The organism is Coleofasciculus sp. G3-WIS-01, from assembly GCF_040223135.1.
In the GTDB taxonomy this organism is placed as follows: Bacteria; Cyanobacteriota; Cyanobacteriia; order Cyanobacteriales; family Coleofasciculaceae; genus Coleofasciculus.
Map to the genome: position 1 here is coordinate 34,455 of NZ_JAVJZI010000119.1, position 11,159 is coordinate 45,613.

An 11,159-nucleotide genomic window follows, 5' to 3' on the forward strand; every position below is an offset into this window, starting at 1 on the left:
GTATTGAAGAGTGCGGTGAACGTTATACTGTTTATTCTCGGACTGCTCTTGGTGCTTTTATCGCTCCTTGATACGCTGTGGACAGCCCTATGGGTAGATGGAGGAGCAGGTCTATTGACCGATCATGTACCACCCGCTCCCGATCTTGCATCTGTGCGCCAAGCTGGGATTCCAGTGGTTAGTGATGAAGAGTTTATGCGATCGCGGCAATTGTGGCTAGAGTTCGTGAGATTTAGCTGAATTCGCAAGAAGCCCCACAACTTCTGCGACAAAGAGAAAATTATATTTTTATTGCAACTTGTAAACTTGTCGTGATATGCTGACTTCAAACCATAAGTTTCCTTGTTGGTATTCATCAGCAACAGATGCAAGTAATGCGGCAAAAAGTGAGTTCTTCAGTGGCTCTAAGTATTCGGAATTGTCCACCCTAGCGTGGAACTAAAGTCTTACTGTGACGAAAAGTTGCTCTCATCCAACAGTACAAAGCTTGGCGAGTAAATGCTGGTCTGAGTTGGATTGGTTCTCGTTGCAGTCAGTGAGTTAACTGAGATCTTGCACCGTTCTCAGCAAGCTGCTCTCACCCGCCCAGAGTTAAAGCTCCGGCGTTACGGCTTAAGTAGACTAAAACTCTTATCCAGTCGTCTTTAGACGACTTAAGCTATGAGACAGTGGTTAAAACCACTGGCGGATTGTTGCCACTGGTGCAAGCTGTGAGTTTTCACCAATACATAGCATTTCGCTAGCGCAGTGCGGTCTTTAAGTCTCTAAATTAAAGCGCTAGCAACAGCTTATTTTCTCCTTATCGTACTTGTTTCTCCCACGATCGCATGATGGGTGGGTTCAAACGCAGTGCGTCAAGAGTCTTGCTTTTTTTCGGACAGCTACATTTAGGAGGAAACTTGAACAGGGCAATTCTGAGGCGAGAGTGGTTTTTTAACACTCAGCGCGACATTATGGCAGGAGCAGTTGTGGGGCTGGCTCTGATTCCGGAAGCGATCGCCTTTTCGATCATTGCCGGGGTAGATCCCAAAGTCGGGCTTTACGCCTCATTTATTATTGCGGTCATGACGGCGTTTTTAGGAGGCAGACCCGGTTCAATTTCTGCCGCCACAGGAGCGATGGCGCTGCTGATGATTGATTTAGTCAGAGATCATGGCTTGCAGTATCTATTAGCGGCAACCTTGTTAACAGGGGTCTTTCAAGTTCTGTTTGGGGTGGTAAAACTGAGCCGCCAAATGAGATTTATTCCTAGGGCGGTGATGATTGGCTATATCAATGCGTTGGCGGTGTTAATTTTCCTCGCCCAGTTGCCCCAACTGACGAATGTGCCGCCGACTGTATATGTGTTAACTATCCTTTCCCTGGCAATTATTTACATTCTGCCTCGCTTTACCAAAGCAGTGCCTTCTCCCTTGGTGGCGCTGGCGGTGATGACGATAGCCGCGATCGCACTAAAGCTCGATGTTCCCACGGTTGGGGATATGGGAGAGTTACCCACTGCGCTACCCAGTTTTGCCCTGCCTCAAGTCCCGTTAACTCTAGAGACACTCAGGATTATTTTGCCCTATTCGGTGACTTTAGCGATCGTGGGTTTATTAGCTTCGTTTCTAACCGCTTCACTGGTGGACGAACTCACCGATACCCCCAGTGATAAAAACCAAGAAGCCAAAGGGCAAGGCATCGCCAATATGGTTACAGCCTTCTTTGGGGGTATGGCGGGGTGTGGAATGATTGGACAATCGGTGATTAATGTGCAGTCTGGCGGACGGGGAAGACTATCAACTCTTGCGTCTGGGGTTTTCCTGTTAGTTGCCATATTGTTTTTACAAGATTGGGTCAAGCAAATGCCGATGGCAACTCTAGTCGCCGTGATGATTATGGTGTCAATCGGTACATTTCGCTGGTCATCCTTCAAAAATATCCCGCGCATTCCCCGCACTGAAACCGCTGTCATGTTAACAACGATGTTTGTGACAATTTTTACCCGTAATTTTGCCCTCGGCGTGGTGACAGGCATTGTCATGAGTACCGTATTCTTCTCTCGCAAAATTGCCCAGTTGGTATTTGTAGATAAAGTGCTGAGTGACGATGGCTCTCATTGCATTTATAAAGTAGCCGGACAAATTTTCTTTTTATCGAGAGATGAGTTTCTAGAGTCTTTTGATTTTACAGAACTAGTCGAGCGCGTCACCATTGATTTAACCTATGCTCACCTGTGGGATCAGGGAGCAGTGGAGGTACTCGATAAAGCGGTACTTAAATTTCGCCGCAATGGAGTAGAAGTGGAGCTAATTGGACTGAATGACGCTAGTGCTACCTTGCTGAATAAATTGGGAATTTATCAAAACTCCGATACCCTGAAAAAACAGTAAAATTTTTGCCTTTTAAATCTCTTACTTTTAGGGGCTAAAACCATAATGAAAACTATTTTGCTTTGTACCGATGGCTCATCTTTTGCTGAAAATGTTTATAAATATGGAGCTTGGTTTGCTACCAAAGTCAATGCCCAAATCAATGTTTTATTTGTTACTGATATTCGCAGTCAAAAAGTAGCGTCTACTGGAAACTTAAGCGGTAGTATTGGACTTGGTGCTTCAGAACAACTACTGAATGAGTTGGTTAATTTAGAACATGAAAAAGCAAAGCTGAATAATCAACGGGCAAGGTTGATTTTACAAAATGCAGCTAAATTTATCAAGGCTGAGGGTGTAGAAAAGTTTAATTTAACCAACAAAATAGGATTTTTGGTAGATTGCTTTCATGAATTTGAAGAAAATTCCGACTTAATTGTTTTAGGTAAACGGGGAGAAGCCGCAGAGTTTGCATCGGGACATTTAGGAGCCAATATAGATCGAATTATTCGTAGTAGTAGTAAGCCATGCTTAGTTACTCCCCGCGAATTTAAACCGATTGAGCGCATTTTGGTTGCCTATGACGGTAGTCTAAGTGGGAAAAAAATCCTGCAATTTTTAGGAGATTCTCCTGTCTTTCAAAGTTTAGAGATACATCTGCTGACGGTGGCTAAAAGCAACTCAGATCAAACAGCAATGGTCACACTGAATGAGGCTCAAGAATGGTTGTATACAGGAGGATTTCAGCCAGTTTTTAGCTTGATAGCAGGTGAACCAGAAAAAGCTATTGCTCACTATATTACCGAGCAAAATATCAGTCTTTTGCTAATGGGCGCTTACGGGCATAGCCGCATTCGACATTTAGTAATTGGTAGTACCACTGCCCAACTGCTGAGAAGTAGCAATATTCCTGTATTGCTATTTCGTTAACTCAACATCTATAAATTCAGCTTGATTTTTAAATGGAGGAAAAATTATCGTGAACATAACCAATCAAATCCATTTTCATAACGTACAAGGAGATATTCTTGGGGGGTTAACGGCGGCGGTTGTTGCCTTACCGATGGCATTAGCGTTTGGTATCGCTTCTGGAGCAGGTGCTTCTGCCGGTTTATGGGGGGCAATAACCTTAGCCATTCTTTTCTTTTATCCTGCTCGACTTAAAAAGGTTGTTCCACCACAACTCGTCGCTTTATTTCAACTTCTTCCCTGATCAGTTTTCTCGTACCACTTCATTAAAGGAGTCGCACTAATTCCATGTATGATGATAGATAGTACAACAGTTATGGACGTTATCCAAGCAATTCTGGCACCCAATTCTCCCTCTAAACTCTTGCCAAGAGCATAGGAAAGATAGTAGAGAGAGCCGACTCCTCGAACGCCAAACCAACCAAATAACCAGCGGGTTGCTGGGTGAAAGCGTGAGCGAGGTGACTTGGCAAAACCTAAGTTGGTAGTGCTAATCCAAGCGCCTAAAGGTCGGATGACAAAAATTAATAACCCGGCGATGAGAAGGGCTTCGCCACCGAATTCGATAATTGGCTCAATTCGCAGGAGGGAACCTAATAGGAGAATAGTTCCCACTTCCATCAATTTTTCAAGTTGTTCGGTGAATTCCAGTTGAGAAATTCGCCGATTATGATTATGAGAAATCCGCTGTACCATTAACCCAGCAACGAATACCGCTAAAAATCCGTAACCGTTAATTAGTTCTGTCAGCGCATAGGTTATTAAAATAATACTCAGACCAAGGAAGTCCTCCATTAACACATCAATGGGTCGAAATTTTTGGAGCTGCTGCTGAATTTTCATAACTCCCTTGCCGACCAAAATACCCATAGCAATTCCCGCCGCGATCGCCCAAATTAAATCAACAACAATCCATTGCTTTAACCAAACTTGCCAATTGTCGTTTTCTAACCAATAAATCCCAAAATAGACAAAGGGAAAAGCTAACGCATCGTTCAATCCCCCTTCAGAAGTCAGACCAAATCGCAACTCATCTCTATCTCCTATATGTGCCAATTGGACTTCTGACGCCAATACCGGGTCAGTTGGTGCGAGAATTGCCCCCAACAAAACAGCGGCTCCCCAGTTCAGGCTCAACAACCAATGGCTAATTACTGCTATGGCAAAAATTGAAATCGGCATGAGAAAAGCGATGAGCCGAATTGTTGAATTCCAAGCTCTTAGTCTCAGAGGGCGATTCATTTTTAAGCCGCAACTAAACAGAGAGACAATTACAACAAATTCTGTGACGCGCTCCAAAAATTCGGTTCGGAGCTGTAGTTGAATCAGATCAACTCCATGGGGACCGAGAAAAATTCCAACAACTAAGTAAATGAGAGCGTAAGAAAGAGGTAATCGCTTAATCCAGCCTGAACCCATTGTGACCAAAAGGAGGAGTGAGCCAATAAGCAACAAGGCAAGAATGTAGATATCCACAAAAGTAATACCTTATTTAATAAGGGGAAAAGCTTTCTAAGAAGACACGCAGGGGCGGTACTTTAATCCGTCTCAAAGTATCCTTTGAGAATCCCTGATATTCATCCTAGGGAAAGGTTGGCTCACTCACTAACGCAAATCATTCGGACGAACGACTAAAATACCGATCGCGTTCTTGATATTGCCCACATACTGCTGTAAGTCTGAGGAAATCGTCACCGCTCCAGCCGGTGAGGCATGAATCAAACGAATTCCACCATCTGACTGGCGATCAATGAATCCGGTATGGGTAACATCTAATCCAGCAATATTCGTGGCGATGCCGATAATATCTCCAGATTGTAACTGATTATAGCTGTGGTGAACCTGATCGGTAGGAATATATTCTAAGGAGACAGCATTGAGCTGAGCTTCCATCTCTAAAATACAGTCGTAATTTGCCTGATTATTCACGAGTTGGGGATAACGATGTCGGTGGGTACTCATAAAATTAAGCCGCTTATTTAGCGGGATTCCTCCCAACGCCTGGGTAATATTTGTGACTGTTCCCCGTTTCTGGTTGTCATGAATCCAGGCTGAGAAATAATGCAAACGGCTACAATAGCCATGGAGTTGACCATTTTGGTAACGCTGATCCTGAATATGAGCGACAAAGGTGGGATAGGAATAATCCTGTCGCGCTATAGTTCGTGCGATCGCGAGTACTGTTTCCACAAATAGCACACAGTCAAATTCCTGAAGCGTCACCACCAAGGTTTCTGCTGCTGACTGGTCTAATAAGCCTGCCTTATAGGGTGTCCCCACAAACTGGTGTGCGATCGCCTGTATAATATCAGCCAGGGATTGCTCATGCAGGTGTTGGACAATTGCCCATTCCATGACCTGTTGAAACTGTTCGATCTCATCAGCTGCAGAACTCATTGATTCAGAGACGGTGACATTTTGGGTATCGCTCAATAATGTCTGGGAAGGGGGAAAAACCAAAGCCTCTCTCCTGGTAGGAGAGAAGTTTGCCGAGAGGTTTTCCACATCCCGTGACAAGTAAGAATACTTGATAAGTTCCTCATCCTCTACTTCCAAAACGTCGCAGGCTGCGTCTCTACAGGCTTCCCCGCCTCCAGGAGTATCTTTAGAACGATTTGTCCCTTGACTAACGGAGATAGGATAATACTCCTGAGCTTGAAAGGCAAGATCTGACCTAAAACCGCCAGAAATTACCAATCCCACAAAAGCCCAGCCAAACATTTTTCTCATGGCTAAGCATTTGGGGATCGCCAAAACCCTTGATATACCGTAGGGTGGGCATTGCCCACCAGCCTTAAGTAAGTGCCATTCATCCTAACCTTTATGGTGAAAGCGGTACGATACTATTAGGAATTATAGCTTCCTCATCTCCCCCATCTACCCCAAATCCCAGTCACCTAGCGATCGCTAGACCATTGATGCAGTACGAGTTAGACAAGGATTGGTGATCTAAAACAGCTAACTTGGCTCTGTCAATTGCGCCTCAAGGCTATAAACTTAAGGATGCATCAAGTTTGAGACGATTTTATTTAAGCTGTGCGAAAAATAGTCATTGCCGGTAACTGGAAAATGTACAAGACTCAAAGGGAATCCTCTGAGTTTTTACAAGACTTTATGCCCAAGCTGGAGCAAACACCCCCAGAGCGGGAAGTTGTTCTGTGTGTTCCCTTTACAGACTTGGGAGTCATGTCCAAAAATCTGCACAATAGCCGTGTGCAGTTAGGGGCGCAGAATATCCACTGGGCTGATGAAGGCGCCTTCACCGGTGAAATTTCTGGAGCGATGTTGACCGAACTCGGCTTACGTTATGTCATAGTTGGTCACAGTGAACGGCGTCAGTACTTTGGGGAAACGGACGAAACCGTAAACCAGCGCCTCCTCGCCGCCCAGCGTCATGGGTTAATTCCCATCCTTTGTGTCGGTGAAACGAAGCAACAACGGGATAAGGGAAAAACAGAATCTCACATCAGCAAGCAACTCATAGAAGGCTTGGTGGATGTGGATCAGCAACAACTAGTGATCGCCTATGAACCCATCTGGGCAATTGGTACAGGAGATACCTGTGAAGCCTCGGAAGCGAATCAGGTGATTGGTTTGATTCGCTCTCAACTAAAAGTCGCCGATGTGCCAATTCAATACGGAGGTTCAGTCAAGCCGACGAATATTGATCAGATTATGAAGCAATCTGAAATTGATGGGGTACTCGTCGGGGGAGCCAGTCTAGATCCTGGGGGATTTGCCCGAATTGTCAATTATGAATAGTTCATGGTTCATTGTTGATGGGTAACTTGCTTCTTTTCGGGAAGCGAGTATGACAAAGAACAAATGACGAATGACAAAGGACAACTAACCATCCGAGATCGTTCTTTCTGCTGGGGAGAACGCACCTATCTCATGGGCGTTTTGAATGTGACGCCGGATAGCTTTAGTGATGGGGGGGAGTTTAATACCCCAGAGGCGGCTTTGACACAAGCTCAGCGGCTGGTAGATGCTGGTGTGGATATTCTCGACATTGGCGGACAATCAACGCGACCGGGGGCTGAGGAGGTTTCGGAAGCCGCAGAACTCCAGCGTGTACTACCTGTGATCAAGGCGGTGCGTTCCTCGCTGTCTGTTCCTATCTCCGTGGATACCACCAGATCCTCTGTCGCGAAAGCAGCAGTGGCGGTGGGTGCGGATATGGTCAATGATATTTCCGGTGGTACGTTTGACCCGGATATGTTTCCTGTGGTTGCTCAATTGAGAGTGCCGATCATTTTGATGCATATTCGGGGAACCCCCCAAACGATGCAAAAGCTGACCGATTATCACAATCTCATCGACGAAATCTACCAGTTTCTAGAGGGTCAAATTCGGGCGGCTATCAATGCAGGAATTGTGCGATCGCGCCTAATCATTGATCCGGGTATTGGGTTCGCCAAAACCGCCGAGCAAAATGTACAACTGCTACAGCAACTTTCTGCCTTTCGTTCCCTCGGTGTGCCAATTTTAGTCGGAGTGTCTCGCAAAAGTTTTATCGGTCGCATTCTTAACCAACCTGACCCCAAGCAACGGGTCTGGGGAACGGCGGCGGCTTGCTGTGCGGCTATTGCTTCAGGCTCTGATATTCTTCGGGTTCACGACGTTTCTGAAATGCACGATGTCTGTCGGGTGGCTGATGCCATTTGGCGGTAGTAGACAATGCGGCTACCTTTTTAGTCGTGTCACGCCAGTAGACTATTTGTTTAGTCAGATTGTGAATTTTTGTAAAGAAAGTTAGCGAAACCTTGCACTAATCCCCCTTCAAAACTCATAATTTTAATCTGACGGCGATGTATAGAGCAGCGTTATCCCAGAAAAGATCAACCTGGAGTACGGATAGCCTTATCAATTGCTGTCAAGTCATCAAAAGCCGTATTTGAGTTAGCGAAAAACTACCATTAAACGGTAAAATAAAAATAGTTATTGACCTCTCTACTGGAGTTTGGATGATAAATTGAAAGCCTTTAAATTATGAGGCAAATAAGACCCTTCAATTGCCAGACAAGTTAATTCCCATTGAGTAGTAAAATGAGCCAAAAAGCCTTAGGACTTATAAGTCTAAGCTAAGCGGTTGGCAGAGTTCAGCCCCAAGCCAGAAAGCTAACCAAACTGATTGAGGTAGCGTTTTGCCTGTACAATCAGAAATGGCAGACATTAGCGTTGTTTGTTCTCATCTATCTTTATTTGGCAAATTTGTTAAGTTGTTTCTAAGGACAGGAGTATCGGTAAATGTTCGGTTTTTTAAAAGGTGACAAGAAATCTAAAGACCAATCGTCAGAAGCTCCGAAAACAAAAAAAAGTAAAGACTACTTTTTGGAGCTAGACGATATTGGGGCGGTCAAATCGGAACCGGAAGTAAAGAAACCGGAACCCGCTAAAGCAACCAAAGCCCCAGAAGCGGAAGCGAAAAAGCCAGCAGCGAAGAAGCCAGCAGCTAAAGCCGCTAAAGCACCAGAAGCCAAACCGCAAAAAGCTGCACCCCAAGCGACACCCGCAGCAGCTAGCAATGGCAAAGCCGAGCCTCAACCAGGACTAACCTTTGCGCCAAACAACTTATTGCCACTCAAAGCTAACAGTGGTCGGCGGCGTCCGGGTCCAAGTATGAGTAGTTTCCTGGAAATGGCGCGTCAGATGCAGTCTCCTCGCTCATAAGCGATTTCATTGGGCGGTGTCGATGTAGAGACGTTACTTGCAACGTCTCTACGTTTGTCTGCGATTAACAGATCTCAGAAAATGTCAGACTCGCTATAAAATAGAAGACTAAAGCATCTATCCCCATAGATGATTGGTCATTATCCTTAAATGCTATTTATAACGACCTTTTGCAAATGAGCGAGAGAACACTATTCGATAAAGTTTGGGACTACCACACCGTCGGTACTCTGCCTTCGGGTCAAACTCAACTATTTATTGGTTTACATTTAATCCACGAAGTTACCAGTCCCCAAGCCTTTGGGATGCTGCGCGAGAGGGAATTGAAGGTGCTGTATCCCGAACGCACGGTGGCGACTGTCGATCATATCGTTCCCACCGAAAACCAGGCGCGTCCCTTTGCTGATGTCTTAGCCGAGGAGATGATGCAGGTGTTGGAGCAAAGCTGTAAGGATTATGGGATTCGCTTCTATAATATAGGATCGGGGAATCAAGGGATTGTTCATGTGATTGCCCCAGAACAGGGATTAACCCAACCCGGAATGACCATCGCCTGCGGGGATTCCCATACTTCGACTCATGGCGCTTTTGGTGCGATCGCGTTAGGGATTGGTACATCTCAAGTCCGTGATGTCCTCGCCTCTCAAACCCTAGCCCTGTCTAAACTCAAAGTTCGCAAAATTGAAGTGAATGGGAAACTCCCTCCCGGTGTTTACGCCAAGGATGTGATTTTACACATCATCCGCAAGTTAGGGGTCAAAGGTGGAGTTGGCTACGCTTATGAATATGCTGGCACGACCTTTGAGCAGATGACGATGGAAGAACGGATGACGGTGTGCAATATGTCCATTGAAGGCGGCGCCCGATGTGGTTATATTAATCCGGATCAGGTGACGTTTGACTATCTCAAAGGTCGAGATTTTGTGCCAAAAGGGGCAGATTGGGATAAAGCGGTGGAATGGTGGATGAGTATCCGTTCTGATGCCGATGCTGTTTATGATGATATCGTTACCTTTGATGCGGCTGAAATTGCGCCAACGGTGACGTGGGGAATTACACCGGGACAGGGAATTGCCGTAAATGAAGCGATTCCTTTGCCTGATAGTTTACCCGAATCGGAACGCGCGATCGCACAAGAAGCGTATCGTTATATGCAGCTTATCCCCGGTGCGCCGATTCAGGGAACTAAAGTAGATGTCTGTTTTATCGGAAGCTGCACCAATGGACGATTGACGGATTTACGCGAAGCCGCCCAATTTGCCCAAGGAAAGCGAGTCGCGGAAGGCGTTAAGGCATTTGTTGTCCCTGGTTCAGAACGAGTCAAAAAAGAAGCCGAAGCCGAAGGATTGGATAAAATCTTTGTAGAGGCGGGGTTTGAGTGGCGTGAACCGGGATGTTCCATGTGTTTGGCGATGAATCCGGATAAGTTAGAAGGGGATCAGATTAGTGCATCCTCCTCGAACCGCAATTTTAAAGGGCGTCAAGGTTCAGCCACGGGGCGCACCCTGTTGATGAGTCCAGTTATGGTAGTCGCGGCGGCGGTTAATGGGAAAGTTTCTGATGTTAGACAGTTGTTGTGAGCCAGCCAGCCAAGAACTAAAGTTCTGGCTGAAAGCTAAAACCCGTTTTAACGGGTTCGACAACTGCCCCAAAAAATCCTGACAGATACCGACATAATCTGACAAATTCTGCTATTATAGAAGAGTCATGTCAGGATAATTCGCTCCTATGTCCAATTGGGTAAGTGCTAGTCAAGCAGCAGAATTGATAGGGGTTTCAACCCGAACCTTGTTGCGATGGGAGGAACAAGGGAAACTCAAACCGATGAGGACATCCGGTGGACATCGCAGATATGACGTTTCTGAATTATTAGGAACAAAAAATGATTCGTCTTTAACAATTGGTTATGCTCGTTGCAGTTCTCATGACCAAAAAGAAGACTTAAAAAGACAAGTATTAGTCTTAGAAAGTTATTGTGCATCTAAGGGGTGGAACTTTGAGATTATACAAGATTTAGGCTCGGGAATGAATTATCGGAAAAAGGGATTAATTCGTTTGATCAAACTAATTACCACCTATCAAGTTGAACGGTTGGTTTTAAGTCATAAAGACAGATTGCTTAGGTTTGGGAGTGATTTAATCTTTTATTTATGTGAACAATTTGGC

At 45.3% G+C, this 11,159-nt stretch carries 10 protein-coding genes and 1 pseudogene; 9 read left to right on the forward strand and 2 right to left on the reverse strand.

Annotation, left to right across the window (positions count from 1 at the left end; translation table 11 throughout):
* Nucleotides 1-15 precede the first annotated feature (15 nt).
* The 4 genes and pseudogenes from RIM23_RS11950 to RIM23_RS11965 all read left to right on the forward strand — a co-directional run.
* Nucleotides 16-240 carry a hypothetical protein gene (locus RIM23_RS11950; RefSeq protein ID WP_446367313.1) on the forward strand — a complete coding sequence of 75 codons (225 nt, stop codon included), beginning with the start codon at nucleotides 16-18 and terminating at the stop codon, nucleotides 238-240.
* Between the two features lie 713 nt (nucleotides 241-953).
* Complete coding sequence (locus RIM23_RS11955; protein ID WP_446367315.1) at nucleotides 954-2,372, forward strand: SulP family inorganic anion transporter; 1,419 nt, start codon at nucleotides 954-956, stop codon at nucleotides 2,370-2,372.
* 45 nt (nucleotides 2,373-2,417) lie between these two features.
* Entirely contained in the window at nucleotides 2,418-3,281 is an 864-nt protein-coding gene (locus tag RIM23_RS11960) for a universal stress protein (protein ID WP_446367317.1), read from the forward strand.
* Nucleotides 3,282-3,330: 49 nt separating this feature from the next.
* A pseudogene (locus RIM23_RS11965) lies at nucleotides 3,331-3,477 on the forward strand (SulP family inorganic anion transporter); the annotation flags it as partial.
* Nucleotides 3,478-3,548: 71 nt separating this feature from the next.
* Here the strand turns inward: RIM23_RS11965 and RIM23_RS11970 are convergent.
* Nucleotides 3,549-4,796 (reverse strand): cation:proton antiporter, encoded by a 1,248-nt coding sequence (locus RIM23_RS11970; protein WP_446367320.1) that lies wholly within the window; start codon nucleotides 4,794-4,796, stop codon nucleotides 3,549-3,551.
* A 129-nt stretch (nucleotides 4,797-4,925) separates the two neighbouring features.
* Nucleotides 4,926-6,050 carry an N-acetylmuramoyl-L-alanine amidase-like domain-containing protein gene (locus RIM23_RS11975; RefSeq protein WP_446367322.1) on the reverse strand — a complete coding sequence of 375 codons (1,125 nt, stop codon included), beginning with the start codon at nucleotides 6,048-6,050 and terminating at the stop codon, nucleotides 4,926-4,928.
* A 306-nt stretch (nucleotides 6,051-6,356) separates the two neighbouring features.
* Here RIM23_RS11975 and tpiA point away from each other — a divergent pair, with 306 nt between their 5' ends.
* From tpiA to RIM23_RS12000, 5 genes are all read left to right on the forward strand, one after another.
* Nucleotides 6,357-7,082: a triose-phosphate isomerase gene (gene tpiA / locus RIM23_RS11980; protein WP_446367324.1), complete on the forward strand. Its 726-nt coding sequence runs from the start codon at nucleotides 6,357-6,359 to the stop codon at nucleotides 7,080-7,082.
* A 63-nt stretch (nucleotides 7,083-7,145) separates the two neighbouring features.
* Nucleotides 7,146-7,994, forward strand: a complete 849-nt coding sequence (gene folP, locus RIM23_RS11985; protein WP_446367326.1) for a dihydropteroate synthase — start codon at nucleotides 7,146-7,148, stop codon at nucleotides 7,992-7,994.
* A 576-nt stretch (nucleotides 7,995-8,570) separates the two neighbouring features.
* Complete coding sequence (locus tag RIM23_RS11990) at nucleotides 8,571-8,993, forward strand: hypothetical protein (RefSeq protein ID WP_446367328.1); 423 nt, start codon at nucleotides 8,571-8,573, stop codon at nucleotides 8,991-8,993.
* A 176-nt stretch (nucleotides 8,994-9,169) separates the two neighbouring features.
* On the forward strand, nucleotides 9,170-10,573 hold the full coding sequence (leuC, locus tag RIM23_RS11995) for a 3-isopropylmalate dehydratase large subunit (RefSeq protein WP_446367330.1): 1,404 nt from the start codon (nucleotides 9,170-9,172) through the stop codon (nucleotides 10,571-10,573).
* A 148-nt stretch (nucleotides 10,574-10,721) separates the two neighbouring features.
* The coding region (locus tag RIM23_RS12000; RefSeq protein ID WP_446367332.1) for an IS607 family transposase at nucleotides 10,722-11,159 on the forward strand (438 nt) is incomplete at its 3' end.

Excerpts from the sequence above, each read along its gene's own strand:
- RIM23_RS11955 (WP_446367315.1), top strand. The coding sequence starts at position 954 with ATGGCAGGAGCAGTTGTGGGGCTGGCTCTGATTCCGGAAGCGATCGCC.
- leuC (WP_446367330.1), top strand. The coding sequence starts at position 9,170 with ATGAGCGAGAGAACACTATTCGATAAAGTTTGGGACTACCACACCGTC.
- folP (WP_446367326.1), top strand. The coding sequence starts at position 7,146 with ATGACGAATGACAAAGGACAACTAACCATCCGAGATCGTTCTTTCTGC.
- RIM23_RS11960 (WP_446367317.1), top strand. The coding sequence starts at position 2,418 with ATGAAAACTATTTTGCTTTGTACCGATGGCTCATCTTTTGCTGAAAAT.
- RIM23_RS11990 (WP_446367328.1), top strand. The coding sequence starts at position 8,571 with ATGTTCGGTTTTTTAAAAGGTGACAAGAAATCTAAAGACCAATCGTCA.
- RIM23_RS11975 (WP_446367322.1), bottom strand. The coding sequence starts at position 6,050 with ATGAGAAAAATGTTTGGCTGGGCTTTTGTGGGATTGGTAATTTCTGGC.